Consider the following 18,124-nt stretch of genomic DNA (forward strand, 5'->3'; position numbering starts at 1 on the left):
AAAACGTGGTGGCCGCTAGAGTTGCCACTTGGTGGAGTGGCTCTCAAATCCGAAAAGCAGCTCCCCTGCTGCTCGACACTAATGCGAATTTCGGATTCGCCACCTGAGAGCAAATTGCGCTAAGCTTTCGACGCGCCGACTTCTCAGTTCCGCGATGAAAGCCTGCCTTCAGGAGGCTGGGATGGAATATGTCCGCGAGTTTGCTCCCGCGCCGCCGATGTCGGGCATAATCGCTTGCGGCGTCTATACGGCTGGGCGGCGCATCGCCGACATACCGATCGAGGAAGCCGGCGAATGGGCCGGGAAGCCGGGCCATGTCGTCTGGATCGGACTGCTGGAGCCCGACCGCAATTTATTGCTGCGCGTCCAGGCGCAATTCCATCTGCACGAGTTGGCGATCGAGGATGCCGAGCATCCGCACCAACGGCCGAAGATCGAGCAATATGGTGATGCCCTGTTCATCGTTGCCCGCACGGCGCAGCTGATCGACAGCCGTGTCACCTTCGGCGAGACGCATCTGTTCGTCGGCGCTGGCTACATTGTCAGCGTCAGGCATGGCCCGTCGACCTCCTACGCCGCCGTTCGCCAGCACTGGGAAAGCTGTCCGCATTCCCTCGCCAAGGGCGAGGATTTCGTCCTCTACGCCATTCTCGATTTCATCGTCGACAACTACATGCCGGTGCTCGAGCAGATCGAAAACGAGGTCGAGGCGATCGAGGACAAGGTTCTGCTGAAGCCGATGACCGGCTCCGATATCGAGCGGCTTTACATGCTGCGCCGCGATCTCTTGCGCCTGCGTAATGCGGCCCTGCCGCTGGTGGAGGTCTGCCGGCGGCTGACCAGCGCCGATCTGCCGCAAATCCATACAGCCATGCACCCGCTGTTTCGCGACGTCACCGACCACATCCGCACGGTCCAGGAAAAGATCGACAGCCTGCGTGAGGTTCTCGCCTTCGCCTTCGAGGCGAGCCTTCTGGTCGGCCAGAGTCAGGAGACGGCGATCTCCAAGAAGCTTGCCTCATGGGCCGCCATCTTGGCCGTGCCGACAGCATTCGCCGGCATCTACGGCATGAATTTCAGCGACATGCCGGAACTGAGGATGGAATATGGCTACCCGGCCGTACTGGCGGCAATCGCCCTGATCTGCACGTTTCTTTACTGGCGGTTTCGCAAGAATGGGTGGCTTTGAAGAGAGGTGAATAGTGAATAGGGCTAAATGGGAGCCTTGCTTCTTACGCCAGGCTCAAGCCGCCACCATTCACCTGCTCCGCCGCCGCTCCGACGCCGGCTGGAACGCCACCCGGGCGTGGTACTTGCAGTAGGGTCCGGTTTCGGCGGCGTCGTTGCCGCAGAAATGGAAGTCTTCCGAAAGCGGATCGCCATTCGGCCACTTGCAGGTGCGCTCGTTCAGCTCGACGAGTTGCAGATGCCGGGAGATCGGCACGACGACGTTTTCGACCGGGCGGATATAGTGGCGCGACACCGGTTCGGCATCGAACTGCGCCTTGAGCGCGGTCGCACCGATCGACATCGACGTGGTGGCATGGCGCGTGGCGCTTGCTGCCCGCGACACCGATTTCTGGATCGTCGATCCCTGTACCGTCTTCTTCTGGCGTGCCGGTGATGCGGTTGTGCGTCCGCGGCCGGACAGTTTCAGCCGGTGCACTTTGCCGATGACCGCATTGCGGCTGACCCCACCAAGCTGTGCGGCGATCTGGCTGGCGCTGAGACCCTCCGACCACAATTTTCTGAGAAGTTCGACTCGCTCGTCAGTCCAGTTCATGAGACCGCGCTCCTGCTGAAAAGTGCGGCAATCGGAATCCATTCCCGACCCGGCTTCTGCCGGGCAGACACCACATATATCGGGTGATTAGGTCCGCCGCACGAAATCTAGTTATTTCTCTACTACAATTACCTTATGCGCTGACTCGGTGACAAGAGTCCCAAGGCCAACACGAATCGGTTTTTTCGGTTTTCCCCAACTTGCCCGGTCGCTTATGAGCCGGCATTGTGCTGGGGGGCTTGCCGCACGTCCTTGCGCGACCTTTTCGTTGACTTCACGGCCGAAAAACACGATAAGCCACAAGGGCCGCCGCTTTGGCGGCTTTTTGATTTTCCGGTTCCGGAGACGCATATAATGAGCGGTTCGGCGCTTTTCGAGACCTTTGTTCGCGCACCCCTGGCTTTCGACCACGGTGAAGGCACCTGGCTGGTCACCGACAAGGGCGAGCGATATCTCGATTTCGCAGGCGGCATCGCCGTGAATTCATTGGGCTACAGCCATCCGCATCTGGTCGCGGCCCTCACTGAACAGGCCGCCAAGCTCTGGCACGTCTCCAATCTGTACGAGATTCCGGGACAGAGCCGGCTCGGCGAGCGGCTGGCCGACGCCAGCTTCGCCGACAAGGTGTTCTTCACCAATTCCGGCGCAGAGGCGCTTGAATGCGCCATCAAGACGGCGCGGCGCTATCACTTCGTCAAGGGCCATCCCGAGCGCTTCCGCACCATCAGCTTCGAAGGCGCCTTCCATGGCCGCACCCTGGCGACCATCGCCGCCGGCGGCCAGTACAAATATCTGGAAGGTTTCGGCCCCAAGGTCGACGGCTTCGACCAAGTCGGCTTCGACGACATCGACGCCGCCGAAAAGGCGATCACGCCTGAAACCGCGGCGATCCTGATCGAGCCGGTGCAAGGTGAGGGCGGCATCAGGCAAGTGCCGTCGCAATCGCTGAAGCGGCTCAGGCAGCTCTGCGATCAGCACGGACTGCTCTTGATTTTCGACGAGGTCCAATGCGGCGTCGGCCGCACCGGAAAGCTGTTCGCGCATGAGTGGGCGGGTGTCACACCCGACCTCATGGCGGTGGCCAAGGGCATCGGCGGCGGCTTCCCGATGGGCGCCTGCCTCGCCACCGACGAGGCAGCGGCCGGCATGACCGCCGGCGTGCACGGCACCACCTTCGGCGGCAATCCGCTGGCCATGGCGGTCGGCAACGCCGTGCTCGACGTGGTGCTGGAAGACGGCTTTCTCGATGACGTCCGGCGCAAGGCGCTGCTCTTGAAACAGGGGCTGGCCGGTGTCGCCGACGAATTTCCGGACGTTATCGAAAGCATCAGGGGCACCGGCCTGATGCTCGGCCTTAAATGCGCGATGCCCAACACCAAGGTTACGGTGGCACTGCGCGACCAGCATCTCTTGACGGTTCCGGCCGGCGACAACGTTATCCGTCTGTTGCCGCCTCTCACCGTCACCGATGCCGAGATCCACGAGGGGCTCGAGCGCATTCGTGCCGGCGCCAAGAGCCTGGCGGATGCCATCGTCGCTGCCGCCGCGAAGTAATCCTGGAATTCCTGATGTCCCTTCGCCACTTCACCGATCTTTCCGCCGTTTCCGAAGGCGATCTGCGCTTCATGCTCGACGACGCAGCTGTGCGAAAGGCGAGGCTCAAGGCCGGCGAACGCACCAAGCCGCTCGAAGGCAAGGTGCTGGCGATGATCTTCGACAAGCCCTCGACGCGCACGCGCGTGTCGTTCGACGTCGGCATGCGGCAGTTGGGTGGCGAGACGATCATGCTGACTGGCACCGAGATGCAACTTGGCCGTTCCGAGACTATTGCAGACACGGCCAAGGTGCTGTCGCGCTATGTCGATGCCATCATGATCCGCACCACCTCGCATGACCGGCTGCTGGAACTGACGGAAAACGCTACGGTGCCCGTCATCAACGGGCTGACCGACGAAACCCATCCCTGCCAGTTGATGGCCGACATCATGACCTTCGAAGAGCACCGCGGTCCGGTGGCCGGCAAGACGATCGCCTGGACCGGCGACGGCAATAATGTCCTGCATTCTTTACTGGAGGCCTCTGCGCGGTTCCGCTTCAAGCTGAACGTCGCCGTGCCCGAAGGCAGCGAACCGGCTCAGAGGCATGTCGACTGGTCGAAGGCCAATGGCGGCAAGCTGAAATTCACTCGTTCGCCCGAGGAGGCCGTTCACGAGGCCGACTGCATCGTCACCGACTGCTGGGTCTCGATGGGTCAGGAGCACCGTGCGCGCGGCCACAATGTCTTCTTGCCCTATCAGGTCAACGCGGCCCTGATGGCGAAAGCCAAGCCGGACGCGCTGTTCATGCACTGTCTGCCGGCGCATCGCGGTGAGGAGGTTACCGACGAGGTCATCGATGGGCCGCATTCGGTGGTGTTCGACGAGGCCGAGAACCGGCTCCACGCCCAGAAGGCGGTTTTGGCCTGGTGCCTGGGCGCTTGATCCGGGCCGCCTTGATCCGGGAGTTCGTGGTGCCTATCTCAGGCGCATCACGCAAATCGAGCGCGTCTCGTCGCATGCGCCCCGGAGGGCGGCATCGCCGCGCCCCGGAGCTTTGTCATGTTGGAAACTCGTCAATTGGCTGAACATCAACCCAAGCTCGGCGAGTTCGGCTACGCCGGCGACGACCATGTCGTGCCGTTTGAGGTCGGCCCGCTCGACGTGCGCGGCCGTACCGTCCAGCTCGGGCCGATGCTCGACGCTATTCTCAGCCGCCACGAGTATCCCGAGCCGGTGGCACGACTACTGGCCGAAGCCTGTGTGCTGACCGTCCTGCTCGGAACTTCGTTGAAGTTCGAGGGCAAGTTCATTCTGCAGACCCGCACCGACGGGCCGGTCGATATGCTGGTCGCGGATTTCTCCACGCCGCACGCGCTGCGCGCCTATGCCCGCTTCGATGCCGACCGGCTGGAGGCTTTGACGGCTGCCGGCGAGACGTCGCCGCAGACGCTGCTCGGCAGCGGCGTCCTGGCGCTGACAATCGACCAGGGCGCCCACACGCAACGCTACCAGGGCATCGTCCAGCTCGACGGCGTCACGCTGGAAGAAGCCGCACGCACCTATTTCCGCCAATCGGAGCAGATTCCGACCGACCTACGGCTTTCGGTGGCCAAGCTTCTGACGCCCGGCGTCGGCGGTGCCCGCGAGCAATGGCGCGCCGGTGGCCTGCTGGCACAATTCCTGCCGCAGTCGCCGGAACGCATGCGCGTACCCGACCTTCCCGGGGGCGACGGCGATCCGCGTGAGGAAATCCACGACCCGACCGACAATTCCTGGCAGGAACTGCTGGCGCTGCTTGGTACTATTGAACCGACCGAGCTGATCGATCCGACTATCGGCGCCGAGCGGCTGCTTTACCGGCTGTTCCACGAGCATGGTGTCCGCGTCTTCGGCGGCGTGCCGGTCGCCGACCAGTGCTCATGCTCGAGGGAGAAGATCCGCGGCATCCTCGAGGGTTTTTCCGCCGAGGAGATCAGAGACAGCACCGAGGATGGTAGCATTCACGTCGCCTGCGAATTCTGCTCGAAGCAATATGACTTCGACCCGGCGGAATTTGCAGCGGCTCAATAACGAGCGTCAGTGCGGCTGCCTTCGCAGAACTTGGGTTCCTCGCCCCGCAAGGCGGGAAGAGGAATCAAAGTGAACGTCAATTGACGGTGCGCCGCGTGCCTGGCAAATCGAGTGAGAAGGCGGGGATGGCGACGTCGAAGGTCTCGCCCCGCTTGTTGCGCATTGTGTAGTGCCCGACCATGATGCCGGACGGGGTCGAGAGCGGGCATCCAGACGTATACTGATAGCTGTCGCCGGGGTTGAGTCCGGGTTGCTCGCCGACGACCCCGGGGCCGCGCACTTCCTCGACCTTGCCGGTGCCGTCGGTAATGTGCCAGTAGCGCGACAGAAGCTGCACGAACTCGTCCGACCGATTGTCGATGGTCACCTGGTAGCCCCAGACATAGCGGTTTTGCGGCGGGTCGGAATGATCCTCCAGATAGAACGGCCTGACCTGCACTTCGATGTTGCGGGTGACGGCGCTGTACATGAACTGCTCCAAAGCAATGTAGACGGAACTTTCGACGCTCAGCGCAGTTTGATCAACGATGCGCGTCATCTCCTTGCCCGACTCAAGCGCAGGTGCCGAAAAACAATGTCATTTAAGTGACACATGACAATGATGGTGTGCAGGCTTGTGCCGGGCGACTCGGTGTTCTGTCGAATTGTTGAAAACGGCCGTCATGCGGCCAGCATTTCTGGAGTGACCAGATCTCGATGGAACCGACATTCGCAGCCGCCCTCTTTTCCATAGCTCTCCTTCTTTCAAATCTCGCCAGCATCCTGTTAGCTTCGCTGAAGCTGAAGCGAGCAGCTAGGATCGCATCGCCGGCCGCCACCGTGCCACCGGTATCGATCGTCGTCCCGGCGCGCGGCGTCGAGCCGTTTACCGAGGAGACGCTGGAGCGCGCCTTCTCACTCGACTGGCCGCGCTACGAACTCATCTTCTGCGTCGCCCATGCCGACGACCCCGTGGTCAAGTCGATCACCACTGCAATGGCGCGTTTTCCGGCTATACGCGCCCGGCTGCTCGTCGGCGACGACCGCATCAGCGGCAATCCGAAACTCAACAATTGCGTGAAGGGTTGGGAAGCGGCGCTTTATCGCTGGGTCATCCTTGCCGATTCCAACGTGCTTATGCCGAGCGATTATGTCCAGCAGCTGATGGCGGCATGGCGGCCCGACACCGGCCTCGTCTGCTCGACGCCGATCGGCTCGCGGCCTGAAGGGTTTTGGGGGGAGGTCGAATGCGCCTTTCTCAACACACTGCAGGCACGCTGGCAGTACGCTGGAGAGGCGCTCGGCCTTGGCTTCGCCCAGGGCAAGAGCATGTTGTGGAACAAGCCGATGCTTGACGCCAATGGCGGCATCCGCGCACTGGCCGCCGAGATCGCCGAGGACGCCGCCGCGACCAAGCTGGTCAACCGGCTCGGACTTCGCGTCAATCTTGTCGCTTCGCCCTTCGAACAGCCGCTCGGCCGGCGCACGCTTGGCGAGATCTGGTCTCGGCAGGCGCGTTGGGCGCGGCTGCGCCGCGTCACCTTCGCGCTGTTCTTCGCCCCCGAGATCCTGATCGGCGCGGCGCCGCCGCTGCTGCTTGCGCTGATCGCGGCGGCTGACGCCGGCGTCAGCCTGCCGGCAACCGCCATCGCCGTGCTGGTCGCGGCCTACCTGCCGGAATGTGCCTTGGCCTGGGTCAAAGGATGGCACCTGTCGCTGCGCACCATCCTGGCGATGATGGTTCGCGACTGCATGCTGCCGGCGATATGGGCGCGCGGCTGGCTGAGCGGCGCCGTCGACTGGCGCGGCAACGTTATGACCATCCAGACCAAGGCCGTCGCGGAGCTGGAAGAGACCCCGTCCGGCGCCTGATCGGCGCCCCCCGCTCACCTCTGTTCGGTCAGCCCTATCCGGCGGCTCTCAGCGCTTGCTCGATATCTTCGAGCAGATCGTCGGTATCTTCCAGGCCGACGGAAAGCCTGAGCGTGCCCGGCCCGATGCCGAGCTCGGCGCGGGCCTCATCGGTCAAGTTCTTGTGTGTGGTCGTCGCCGGATGGGTGATCAGGCTCTTGGCGTCGCCGAGATTGTTGGAAATCAGCACGATGTCGAGCGCGTTCTGGAAAGCAAAGGCCGCCTGCTTGCCGCCCTTCACATCCAGGCAGATCAGCGTTGAGCCGCCCGACATCTGCTTCTTGACCACGGCCGCTTGCGGGTGGTCGGCACGGCCGGGATAGATGACACGGGCGATTTGCGGGCGCTCGGCGAGGAAATCCGCTATGCGGCCGGCACTTTCCGTCTGCTGGCGGACGCGTAGCGGCAGCGTCTCCAGGCCTTTCAGCAGGGTCCAGGCATTGAAGGGCGAGAGGCTGGGGCCGGTGTGGCGGAAATAGTCATGCAGGTTCTCGTCGATCCATTTTTTGTCCGACAAGATAACGCCTCCAAGGCAGCGCCCTTGGCCGTCAATATGCTTCGTTGCCGAATAGACGACGATGTGGGCGCCGAGCTGCAAGGGTTTTTGCTGCAAGGGCGTGGCGAAGACATTGTCAACGATCAGCCTGGCGCCGATCGAGTTGGCAAGTGCCGCGACGGCGGCGATGTCTACCACCTCCAGCATCGGATTGGTCGGGCTTTCCAGGAAGAACAGTTTGGTGTTCGGCTTGACCGCCTGTTCCCAGTTGGCGACGTCGGTGCCGTCGACCAGCGTTGCCCCGATGCCGTATTTCGGCGCCAGCGTCTCGACCACCCAGCGGCAGGAGCCGAACAGTGCGCGCGCCGCCACGATATGGTCGCCCGCCCTGGCGCTGCACAGCAGCGCTGCCGTCACCGCCGCCATGCCGGACGCCGTAGCGCGCGCGTCCTCGGCGCCTTCCAGCGCGCACATACGCTTTTCGAACATGTCGACCGTCGGATTGGCATAGCGCGAATAGATGAAGCCCGGCTCCTCCCCCTTGAAGCGGGCTTCCGCCGCTTGCGCCGTCTCGTAGACATAGCCTTGGGTGAGATACATCGCCTCGGAGGTCTCGCCGAAGCCGGAACGCAGCGTCCCGGCATGCACGAGTGCGGTCTGAGGCTTCCAGTCGCGCTTCTTGGTCATCATTCTATCCAAACACCAAAAATGGTCCAAACAACAAAAAACCGGTCGCGAAAGTCGCAACCGGTCCATATGGCCTTGCGGCCCGACGGTCCTTTAGCGACTTGTTTAACGTGGCTGCAAGCCGACCGGCCAAATCACCACGGGATAACGAGCTTTAGACCCGCACCACGCTTGCGTCAATTGCCGGCATGATTAAGACGGTTGTACCAAGCAGGTGCCAAAGGCGTCCACGGTTTGTGGCAAGGACCTGTGACGAAACAAGACCTCGCCCGGTGTTCGAACGGAGCCAGACCCTTGCGGCAGACAGGCATTCTTCCCGATCGGGATATTTCCGCGCTGTTCCAGACGGGCGCGCTGAAATCGCCGCGCGCGCTCGATGCCGACCAGATCCAGCCGGCCAGCCTTGACCTCAGGCTCGGCGACAAGGCCTGGCGCGTGCGTGCTTCCTTCTTGCCCGGCCCCGACCACAGAGTTGTCGACAAGCTCGACCGGCTGAAGTTGCACGAGATCAACCTCGCCGAAGGTGCCGTGCTCGAAACCGGCTGCGTCTACATCGTGCCACTGCTCGAAAGCCTGGCGCTGCCCGCGCATATTTCGGCTTCGGCCAACCCGAAGAGCTCGACCGGGCGGCTCGACATCTTCACTCGGGTAATGACCGACCGCGGCCACGAGTTCGACAAGATCGCCGCCGGCTATGAAGGCCCGCTCTATCTGGAGGTCAGCCCGCGCACCTTCCCGATCGTCGTGCGCACCGGCTCGCGGCTGTCGCAGATCAGGTTCCGCACCGGCAATGCGCTTTTGTCGGAAAGCGAACTGCACGACCTGCATCGCGCCGAGATGCTGGTCGCCACCGAGCCGCCCAACATCTCAGGCGGCGGCATCGCGTTGTCGATCGACCTCGACGGTGACAAGGACGGGCTGGTCGGCTATCGCGGCAAGCACCACACCGGCCTGGTCGACGTCGACAAGCGCGCCGCGCAGGATGTCGTCGATTTCTGGGAGCCGCTCTACAAGAGCGGTGCCGGCGAGCTGGTGCTCGATCCGGACGAATTCTATATCCTGGTGTCACGCGAGGCGGTGCATGTGCCGCCGCTCTACGCCGCCGAAATGACGCCCTTCGATCCGTTGGTCGGCGAGTTTCGCGTCCATTATGCCGGTTTCTTCGACCCCGGTTTCGGCCATTCGGCGTCGGGCGGCACCGGCAGCCGGGCGGTGCTCGAGGTGCGTAGCCACGAAGTGCCGTTCATTCTCGACCATGGCCAGATCGTCGGGCGGCTGGTCTACGAGCACATGCTGAAACGGCCGCAGGCACTCTACGGCACCGATCTCGGCTCCAACTATCAGGCGCAGGGCCTAAAACTGTCCAAGCATTTCCGCGCGGCGCGCTGAGCTTCCCCTTACTTGCGGCTATGCCGGCTCAAAGCGCCTTCACCGCCACCTTCACCGGCTGCTCGATTTCGAGCGGGTTGCGCAGCGGCAGGCCGAAATCCTGCGCCTCGATTTCGAACACGTCGCCGGCCTCCGTCCTGATGCCGTCGGCGAAGGACAGCGTCGCCGTGCCGAACATGTGCACATGCACGTCGCCCGGCTGGCGGAAGGCCGAGTATTTGAAGTGGTGATGCTCGAGATTGCCAATGGTGTGCGACATGTTCGCCTCGCCCGACAGGAACGGCTTTTCCCAAAGCAGCTTGCCGTGGCGCAGGATGCGTGAAGCGCCGCGAATGTCGGACGGCAGGTCGCCGATCAGGATCTCCGGCCCGAACGAGGCGTTGCGCAGTTTCGAATGGGCGAGGAAGAGATAATTCACGCGCTCGGTGACGTGGTCGGAAAACTCGTTCGACAGCGTGAAGCCGACGCGGAACGGGGCGCCGTCGTCGCCGATCACATAGATTCCGGCGATTTCCGGCTCCTCGCCGGCATCCTGGGCGAAGGCGGGCGACATGAGCGCCGCGCCGGGCGCCACTGCCATGGTACCGTTGCCCTTGTAGAACCATTCGGGCTGCACGCCGATCTGGCCCTTCGCCGGCTTGCCGCCCTCCAGCCCCATGCGGAACATCTTCATGGAATCGGTCAGCTGTTCCTCGCCGCCATCGCTGAGCTTCTTGTGCATGGAATCGCGGGTCGCGGCGGAGCCGAGATGCGTCAGCCCGGTGCCGGTGAGATGGAGATGCGCCGGATCGGGATGGTTGATCGGCGACAGCAGCCGTCCCTTCTTGTAGGCTGCGTCGAGATCGACGGTTTCGCCGAAGCCCTTGCGCTCGATCAGGGCGACAAGCCCGGTGCCGGTGCGCGCGGCTTCCATCGCCAGCGAATAGACGCTGCGAGCGCCGTTGATGACGCGGGTCTTGCCGCCGTTGCGGGCAACGACGCGGATCGTCTCGGCGTCGTCGAGGATCTGTGAGATCAGCATGGTAACCCTCTCTGAATTGCGGCCTGCCTTCTTGGCAAACCCTGCCCGGCGCGGCTCGGACCCTGTCCACGCCGCGGTTGAAATTCTTCGTCCGGATTGCGCTCGCGGGTCAGGTCCCTCGGGGGACTTCTTCGCGCCGCCCGGCAGCGCCGCGATGTGACCTGTATGCCTCCTGGTTGCCTCTCAACCCTTGTTCTTGTTGTAGACGTCGAAGACGACGGCGCCGAGCAGCACCAGGCCTTTGACCACCTGCTGCCAATCGACATTGACGCCCATGATCGACATGCCGTTGTTCATGACGCCCATGATGAAACCGCCGACCACCGCGCCGATGACCTGGCCGACGCCGCCCATCGCCGAAGCGCCACCAATGAACACCGCGGCGATGACGTCGAGTTCGCTGCCGAGGCCCGCCGCAGGCACCGCCTGCCCCAGGCGCGCCGCGATAATCAGGCCGCCGAGTGCCGACAGCACGCCCATGTTGATGAACACCATCAACGTCAGCCGTTCGGTCTTGATGCCCGATAGCTGGGCTGCCTTGGCATTGCCGCCCATCGCATAGATGCGGCGTCCGATCGTCATGCGTTTGGTAACGAAGACGAACAACGCTATCAGCACGCCCATCACCATGAGAACGATGGGCAGGCCCCTATAGGTGGCGAATTGGTAGACCAGAAACAGTGCCAGCCCGCTGATCACCAGGCTCTTGACGACGAACAGCGAGAAAGGCTCGGCTTCGTAGCCATGCCGCTCGCGGGTGCGCCGCGCCCTGAGCCCGAAATAGGCATAGGCGAGCACGGCGGCGAGGCCGATCACGATAGTCGTCAGGTGCAGCGTCAGGCCGCTGCCGACAATGGTTTTGCCGGCGGCGTTCACGGTCGGTGGTATCAGCGTCAATGGGCCGATCAGGTCCGGAATGAAGCCGGAACTCAGCGCCTTGAAGCCGACTGGAAGCGGCCCCACGGAAGACCCGCCACCCAGCAGCGCCTGACAGATGCCGCGGAAGATCAGCATGCCCGCCAACGTGACGATAAAGCTCGGTATTCGGTGATAGGCAATCCAGTAGCCTTGTGCCGCGCCGATCGCGCCACCCACGATCAGGCAGATGATCGACACCACCAGCGGATTGCTCAATGGGCCAAGCGGCCAGATAACCATCATCATCGCCGCCAGTGCGCCGATGAAGCCGGCGACTGAGCCGACGCTGAGATCGATATGGCCCGAAACGATCACCAGAAGCATGCCCAGCGCCATCACGATGATGAAGCTGTTCTGCTGCACGAGATTGCTGAGGTTCACCGGCTTGAACAGCGTTCCGGACGTGGTGAACTGGAAGAACACCATGATTGCGATCAACGCCAGCACCAACCCGTATTCGCGCAGATTGGTGACCAGCGCCGAGACGGCAATGCGAGGTGCCTGTTGTATATCCTGGGCGACGCCGGTTTGCGGCCCGGGAGCGCTTTCGGTGCTCATGATGCTTTCCCTTCTCCACGGACGATGGCGCGCATGATCTTTTCCTGGCTGGCGTCGCTCGCCGCCATTTCGCCGACGATGCGTCCTTCGTTCATGACGTAGATGCGGTCGGTGATGCCGAGCAGTTCGGGCATTTCCGACGAGATGACGATGATTGCCTTACCCTCGGAGGCGAGACGCGCGATGATCGTATAGATTTCATATTTGGCGCCGACATCGATACCGCGTGTCGGCTCGTCGAGGATCAGCACTTCCGGATTGGCGAACAGCCATTTCGACAGCACCACCTTCTGCTGATTGCCGCCAGAAAGGTTGCCGGTCATCTGGTAGACGCTTGAGGCGCGGATATTGGTCCTGCCGCGATAATCGTTGGCGACGGAAAGCTCGCGCAAATCGTCGATAACGCCATGGCGCGAGACGCCGGGCAGGTTGGCCAGCGTGATGTTATGCTTGATATGGTCGATCAAGTTGAGACCGTAGGTCTTGCGGTCCTCCGTAACATAGGCGATGCCGTGTTCCACCGCCTTGCTCACCGAAGAGACATCGATCGGCTTGCCGTTAAGGAACACCTCGCCCGTGATGCGACGGCCATAGGACCGGCCGAACAGGCTCATGGCAAACTCGGTCCGGCCGGCGCCCATCAGCCCGGCAATGCCGACCACCTCGCCCTTGCGGGCGTTGAGGTTGATGCCCTTGATGACCTGCCGCTCGGCATGGATGGGATGGTAGACCGACCAGTTTTTCACTTCGAGAACGGTCTCACCGATCTTCGGCTCTCGCGGCGGGTAGCGGTCGTCGAGCGAACGGCCGACCATCGAGGTGATGATGCGGTCCTCCGAGATGTCCTTCTTGGCCAACGTCTCGATGGTCCGGCCGTCACGGATGATCGTGACCTTGTCGGCGACCCGGTTCACCTCGTTGAGCTTGTGGGAGATCAGGATCGAAGTGATGCCCTGCCGCTTGAATTCGAGCAGCAGATCGAGCAGCGCCTGGCTGTCCTTTTCGGACAGGCTCGCCGTCGGCTCGTCCAGAATGAGCAGCTTCACTTCTTTGCTGAGCGCCTTGGCGATCTCGACCAGCTGCTGCTTGCCGACGCCGATATTGGTGATCAGCGTGTTGGGGTCTTCCTTGAGGCCGACCTTCTTGAGCAGGGCGCTGGTGCGCGTCTCGTTGGCATTCCAGTCGATGACGCCGTATTTGGCCTGCTCGTTGCCGAGAAATATGTTTTCGGCGATAGACAGCATCGGCACCAGCGCAAGCTCCTGGTGGATGATGACGATGCCCTTGCGCTCGCTGTCATGGATGCCTTTGAAATGGCACTCATCGCCGCGATAGATGATCTGGCCGTCATAGGTGCCGGACGGATACACACCCGACAGCACCTTCATCAGCGTCGACTTGCCGGCGCCGTTCTCGCCGACCACGGCATGGATCTCGCCTTCCTCGACCATGAGCTTGACGTTCGACAGCGCCTTGACGCCGGGAAACGTCTTGGTGATGTCGCGCATCTCCAAAATCGTCGATGCCATTGAGAATACCACTCCTGCGAGGTCCGCAAACAATACCGGGCTGGCTCGCCAACGAAAAGGGGCCCTGCCTGCGCAGGACCCCAGGCTTTGTAACCGCGATTACTTCAGTTCTTCGGCCTTGATGTAGCCGGAGTCGACCACCAGCGCCTGGTAGTTCGACTTGTCGACGTCATGCGGCGTCAACAGGATCGAGGGAACGACCTTGACGTCGTTGTTGTAGGTCGTGGTGTCGAGGCCTTCCGGCTTGCCGCCCGAGAGCACCTTGTCGACGAGTTCGACCGTCGCCTTGGCGAGTTCGCGGGTGTCCTTGAACACGGTCGAATACTGCTCGCCGGCGATGATCGCCTTGACCGAAGCGGTCTCGGCGTCCTGTCCGGTGACGATCGGCCATGGCTGATCGGCAGTGCCGTAGCCTACGGCGCGCAGCGAAGCGATGATGCCGCGCGACAGGCCGTCATAGGGCGAGAGCACGCCATCGACGCGGCTGCCGTCCGAGTAGTTGGCGGAGAGCAGATTGTCCATGCGGGCCTGGGCGGTTGCCGCCAGCCAGCGCAGCGTGCCGACCTTGTCCATGCCCATCTGGCCGGACTTCACGACGAGGGTCTTGTCGTCGATCAGCGGCTGAAGAACCGACATGGCGCCGTTATAGAAGAAGAACGCATTGTTGTCGTCCGGCGAACCGCCGAACAGCTCGATGTTGAACGGGCCTTTCTTCTCGGGATAGCCGAGGCCCTTGAGCAGCGATTTGGCCTGGATGACGCCGACGCCGAAATTGTCGAAGGTGGTGTAGTAGTCGACATTTGGCGTCTTCTTGATCAGGCGGTCGTAAGCGACGACGACGACGCCGGCGTCATTCGCCTTCTGCAGCGCATCCCCCATCGTGGTGCCGTCGATCGAAGCGATGATCAGCGCCTTCGGGCCTTTGGTGATTTCGTTTTCCAGCTGGCTGAGCTGGTTCGGAATGTCGTCCTGCGCGTATTGCAGGTCGACAGTGTAGCCCAGAGCCTCGAGCTGGGACTTGACGGCGTCGCCGTCGTTGATCCAGCGCTGCGAGGTCTTGGTGGGCATCAGCACGCCGACCAGGCCTTCGCCCGCTTGCGCCGGCAGCGTCATAGCCGCGATGCCTAGGGCCGCGACGGCGGCCAGTGTCTTGATAATCTTCACATTAACTCTCCCTGGTTGATGGACGCGTACCCTTGGGTTTCGTGGGCCGCGCAATCGTGCAGGAGCGCCAAACGCGCCGCTGCCGTCAATCGATCTCCGGTATCCTCCCAATCGGCCCCGAAACTCTGGTTCAATCGATACGAGTTTTCCCTCGTCACCGACCGTCAAGTCTCAGGACGCGCGAAGGGTGTGTCGCTTTGCCATAACTGTCAAATGCGATCTTTGATGGTTGCTATATCGAGACTGATATGGCTTAGGCTAGTGACGACGCTGCCGGATCCAGCTGGCGCGCCGGGCGTAGGAGTAGGGAAAAATCATGGCGGCGCTGCGAAATCCTGGTGGAATATCAGCCGGTTACGATGAGATTCCGCGCGATGGCGGAACCCTGCTGCGCAGCGGCTTGAGCCTGCGTCACATGCGTATGATCGCAGCCCTCGACGAGCACGGCCGGGTGAGTGCCGCGGCCCAGGTCATGAACATCTCGCAGCCGGCGGCTTCGCGCATGATCGCCGAGATGGAGGCGGTGCTCGACGTCAAGCTCTGCGAAAGGCTGCCGCGTGGCATCACGCTGACGCCCTATGGCAAGGCGTTGGCACGGCGCGCGCGGTCGATCCTGCTCGAGATGCGCGAGGTCGACCGCGAGATCTTCGAGCTCAAGGCGGGCAAGGGCGGCTCGGTGTTCCTGGGCGCGGTCACGGCACCGGCGATCGAGCTGGCGGTGCCGGCGATCCGCGAGATCCGGCGCCTCTATCCGCGCATCGAGATCACCATGCAGGTCGAGACCTCGAACGTGCTGGCGCGCGAGCTGATCGCCTCTCGGCACGATTTCATCATCGCCCGCATCCCCGACGACCTCAATCCGCGGCTGTTCGAGGCCCGCGTCATCGGCGTCGAGAAGGCCTGCCTGATCGTGCGCCGCGGCCACCCGCTGACCAAGGGCAAGGCAGTGCGGTTGGAAGACACCGCCGCCTATGACTGGGTTTTCCAGTCGGGCGGCTCGCCGCTGCGCCAAGCCATGGAAAGCAACTTTTTGAACCGCAACATCGCGCTGCCGGATCGCATCCTCAACACCAGCTCGCTGTTACTGACTCTGGTCATGGTCGCGCAATCCGACGCGATCGCGCCGGTGTCGATCCAGGTCGCGAAGTTCATTCAGAACCCCGAAGGGCTCGACGGCGCCATCGACGTCGTCCAGACCGAGTTCGACATCGAGGTCAGGCCCTACAGCCTGATCACGGTAAAGAACCGCGCGCTGTCGCCGGCGGCCAAGATGCTGCACGATTTTATTTTGCGGGAGGTGGGCTGAGGATTGGAGCGGGTAGCGGGGCGCATCCCGTGGCCGGCCAGACGACCAGACAGGCCCACCAGCAGCGGCGCCGATGCACGTCGGCCACAACTGCTGCGTGATGCTCAAAAAAAGCCCGCCAGCAGAAGCCAGCGGGCCAAGGGTAGACATTCCGGTTGGGGTCATTCGAGGCCCCGCCGACCCTCAATGTGAGATACCCGACGAACTGGCACATCGGCCAAACAGATGAAGGACGGCCAGCAGCTGTAAAACTGCCTGTAAAGCCGCAAGTTTTCAACATCGCCAACTCAGGCGCAACCCGTGTGGCAAACGCTGGAGCGGGTAGCGGGAATCGAACCCGCGCGTTCAGCTTGGGAAGCTGACAAGCTACCATTACATCATACCCGCGCTGGTTCCTCCGATATCATGGCCCGGCGCCGATGCGCAATCCGGTTTGAGGGCTCGGCTTGATGCCGGGCGGTCAACTGCGTATTTCTGGGCATGTGCCCGAATCGCGGCACCCGACTGTGGAGACAGGCCTTGTCCGCACTGAACCGCTTTCTCGGCGATACGCCGCTCCGGGTGATCTTGAAGCTGCTTGTGGTGTCGTTCCTCGTCGGCCTGGTCATGAACGCCTTCGGCTGGTCGCCGATGGACGTGCTCTACGGCATCCGCAAATTCTTCATCGACCTGTGGAATTTGGGCTTCCACGCCATCGACCGCTTCCTCGGCTACATCCTGCTCGGTGCCGCGATCGTCGTGCCGGCCTTCATCCTGCTCAGGATCGCCAATTTCAGGAAGTAGAGCATGATCCCAAAAAGTGGGAACCGGCTTTCGGAAAAGATCATGCTCAAACAAACAGCCTTTCACGCGTAGCCCGCAGCCACCTCGAACAGGATGGCGTGGCGTGCGGCAAGTGCTGCGACATCCGTCGAATAGCCGCCGCCGATAACGCCGCACACCGGGACGCCTAGCGTGCGGAAATGGCGGATCACCATATCGTCGCGGGCGCGCAGCCCGTCATTCGACAGCGCCAGCCTGCCGAGCCGGTCCTCGGCATGGACATCGACGCCGGCATTGTAGAAGACGAGATCCCAGCGCTTTCGCGCCGACAGCTCCGGCAGGATGGCGCCCAGCCGCTCCAGATAGGCTGCATCGCCGGTGCCGTCGGGCAGGGCGACGTCGAGGTTGGAGGCGATCTTGCGCGCGGGGTAGTTGCGGTCGCCATGCATGGAGAAGGTAAACACGCGCGGCTCGTCGTTCAGGATATCCGCCGTGCCGTCGCCCTGATGCACGTCGAGGTCGACGACCAGGATGTTTTGGGCGGCACCTTCGGCGAGCAGCACCAGCGCGGCAACGGCCACGTCGTTGAAGGTGCAGAAGCCGGCGCCTTGCGCGCGCCGCGCGTGATGACTGCCGCCGGCCGTGTTGCAAGCGATTCCGTTCAGCAAAGCCAGCCGCGCCGCCATCACCGTGCCGGCCGTTGCGAGCTGCGCCCTCAGCGAAACCCGCGGTCCCACCGGAAAGCCGATCTCGCGCTCGATCCTCACCGGCACGTCGCAGGCAAGCACCTGGTCGACATAGTCTGCCGCGTGGGCAAGCTTCAGCCATGATGGCCGCGCCACCGCTGGTGTGTTGAGTGCTTCGGGCCGCGCCAGGCCGCGTGCCCGCAAGGCGTCCATCAGCAGCGGATATTTGCTCATCGGGAAGCGGTGGTTGACGGCGAAACCGGCGTCGTAATCGGGATGATGAACGATCTGCAAGGACATGGGACGGCCGGTGCGCCAGAGGCGGGT

16 protein-coding genes, 1 tRNA gene and 1 riboswitch are annotated in these 18,124 nt (G+C 62.7%); of the genes, 8 read left to right on the forward strand and 9 right to left on the reverse strand.

Annotated elements, in window-relative coordinates:
* The first annotated feature begins 181 nt into the window (after positions 1 to 181).
* Positions 182 to 1,189 carry a magnesium and cobalt transport protein CorA gene (locus NKH63_RS25660; protein ID WP_023677347.1) on the forward strand — a complete coding sequence of 336 codons (1,008 nt, stop codon included), beginning with the start codon at positions 182 to 184 and terminating at the stop codon, positions 1,187 to 1,189.
* A 69-nt stretch (positions 1,190 to 1,258) separates the two neighbouring features.
* Here NKH63_RS25660 and NKH63_RS25665 read toward each other — a convergent pair whose 3' ends face one another.
* Entirely contained in the window at positions 1,259 to 1,783 is a 525-nt protein-coding gene (locus NKH63_RS25665) for a GcrA family cell cycle regulator (protein WP_023719497.1), read from the reverse strand.
* Between the two features lie 354 nt (positions 1,784 to 2,137).
* Here NKH63_RS25665 and NKH63_RS25670 point away from each other — a divergent pair, with 354 nt between their 5' ends.
* From NKH63_RS25670 to NKH63_RS25680, 3 genes are all read left to right on the forward strand, one after another.
* Positions 2,138 to 3,337: an aspartate aminotransferase family protein gene (locus NKH63_RS25670; protein ID WP_023719496.1), complete on the forward strand. Its 1,200-nt coding sequence runs from the start codon at positions 2,138 to 2,140 to the stop codon at positions 3,335 to 3,337.
* 14 nt (positions 3,338 to 3,351) lie between these two features.
* Positions 3,352 to 4,263 carry an ornithine carbamoyltransferase gene (argF, locus tag NKH63_RS25675; protein ID WP_031194171.1) on the forward strand — a complete coding sequence of 304 codons (912 nt, stop codon included), beginning with the start codon at positions 3,352 to 3,354 and terminating at the stop codon, positions 4,261 to 4,263.
* Positions 4,264 to 4,380: 117 nt separating this feature from the next.
* Entirely contained in the window at positions 4,381 to 5,391 is a 1,011-nt protein-coding gene (locus NKH63_RS25680) for an Hsp33 family molecular chaperone (protein ID WP_023719494.1), read from the forward strand.
* Between the two features lie 76 nt (positions 5,392 to 5,467).
* Here the strand turns inward: NKH63_RS25680 and apaG are convergent, their stop codons facing one another.
* Positions 5,468 to 5,860, reverse strand: a complete 393-nt coding sequence (gene apaG, locus NKH63_RS25685; RefSeq protein ID WP_023719493.1) for a Co2+/Mg2+ efflux facilitator ApaG/CorD — start codon at positions 5,858 to 5,860, stop codon at positions 5,468 to 5,470.
* A 227-nt stretch (positions 5,861 to 6,087) separates the two neighbouring features.
* Here apaG and NKH63_RS25690 point away from each other — a divergent pair, with 227 nt between their 5' ends.
* The gene (locus tag NKH63_RS25690; RefSeq protein WP_352482479.1) at positions 6,088 to 7,242 is read left to right on the forward strand and encodes a ceramide glucosyltransferase; all 1,155 of its coding nucleotides are present in this window, start codon (positions 6,088 to 6,090) and stop codon (positions 7,240 to 7,242) included.
* A gap of 34 nt (positions 7,243 to 7,276) precedes the next feature.
* Here the strand turns inward: NKH63_RS25690 and NKH63_RS25695 are convergent, their stop codons facing one another.
* Positions 7,277 to 8,467: an O-succinylhomoserine sulfhydrylase gene (locus NKH63_RS25695; RefSeq protein WP_352919169.1), complete on the reverse strand. Its 1,191-nt coding sequence runs from the start codon at positions 8,465 to 8,467 to the stop codon at positions 7,277 to 7,279.
* 70 nt (positions 8,468 to 8,537) lie between these two features.
* Positions 8,538 to 8,615, reverse strand: a riboswitch (SAM riboswitch).
* Positions 8,616 to 8,758: 143 nt separating this feature from the next.
* Here NKH63_RS25695 and NKH63_RS25700 point away from each other — a divergent pair.
* The gene (locus tag NKH63_RS25700) at positions 8,759 to 9,853 is read left to right on the forward strand and encodes a 2'-deoxycytidine 5'-triphosphate deaminase (RefSeq protein WP_352482477.1); all 1,095 of its coding nucleotides are present in this window, start codon (positions 8,759 to 8,761) and stop codon (positions 9,851 to 9,853) included.
* Between the two features lie 28 nt (positions 9,854 to 9,881).
* On the opposite strand, the gene araD1 is transcribed toward NKH63_RS25700, so the two are convergent.
* The 4 genes from araD1 to chvE form a co-directional block, all read right to left on the reverse strand.
* A complete protein-coding gene (gene araD1, locus NKH63_RS25705) occupies positions 9,882 to 10,874 on the reverse strand; it encodes an AraD1 family protein (RefSeq protein ID WP_023719489.1) in 993 nt (330 codons plus the stop codon).
* A gap of 183 nt (positions 10,875 to 11,057) precedes the next feature.
* Positions 11,058 to 12,350: a multiple monosaccharide ABC transporter permease gene (gene mmsB, locus NKH63_RS25710; protein WP_352919172.1), complete on the reverse strand. Its 1,293-nt coding sequence runs from the start codon at positions 12,348 to 12,350 to the stop codon at positions 11,058 to 11,060.
* A complete protein-coding gene (mmsA, locus tag NKH63_RS25715; protein WP_023719487.1) occupies positions 12,347 to 13,879 on the reverse strand; it encodes a multiple monosaccharide ABC transporter ATP-binding protein in 1,533 nt (510 codons plus the stop codon). Before mmsA ends, mmsB begins: the two co-directional genes overlap by 4 nt.
* A gap of 99 nt (positions 13,880 to 13,978) precedes the next feature.
* Positions 13,979 to 15,043 (reverse strand): multiple monosaccharide ABC transporter substrate-binding protein, encoded by a 1,065-nt coding sequence (chvE, locus tag NKH63_RS25720; RefSeq protein WP_023719486.1) that lies wholly within the window; start codon positions 15,041 to 15,043, stop codon positions 13,979 to 13,981.
* A gap of 316 nt (positions 15,044 to 15,359) precedes the next feature.
* Here chvE and NKH63_RS25725 point away from each other — a divergent pair, with 316 nt between their 5' ends.
* Complete coding sequence (locus tag NKH63_RS25725; RefSeq protein ID WP_352482475.1) at positions 15,360 to 16,349, forward strand: LysR family transcriptional regulator; 990 nt, start codon at positions 15,360 to 15,362, stop codon at positions 16,347 to 16,349.
* Between the two features lie 313 nt (positions 16,350 to 16,662).
* On the opposite strand, the gene NKH63_RS25730 is transcribed toward NKH63_RS25725, so the two are convergent.
* A tRNA-Gly gene (locus tag NKH63_RS25730) sits at positions 16,663 to 16,736 on the reverse strand.
* A gap of 93 nt (positions 16,737 to 16,829) precedes the next feature.
* Here NKH63_RS25730 and NKH63_RS25735 point away from each other — a divergent pair.
* Positions 16,830 to 17,132 (forward strand): DUF6460 domain-containing protein, encoded by a 303-nt coding sequence (locus NKH63_RS25735; RefSeq protein ID WP_254816341.1) that lies wholly within the window; start codon positions 16,830 to 16,832, stop codon positions 17,130 to 17,132.
* A gap of 62 nt (positions 17,133 to 17,194) precedes the next feature.
* Here NKH63_RS25735 and NKH63_RS25740 read toward each other — a convergent pair whose 3' ends face one another.
* Positions 17,195 to 18,097, reverse strand: coding sequence for a histone deacetylase family protein (locus NKH63_RS25740; RefSeq protein WP_352482474.1), 903 nt, complete (start codon positions 18,095 to 18,097; stop codon positions 17,195 to 17,197).
* Positions 18,098 to 18,124 lie beyond the last annotated feature (27 nt).

Origin of the sequence: Mesorhizobium sp. M0960 (assembly GCF_040319055.1) — a bacterium.
Taxonomy (GTDB): domain Bacteria; phylum Pseudomonadota; class Alphaproteobacteria; order Rhizobiales; family Rhizobiaceae; genus Mesorhizobium.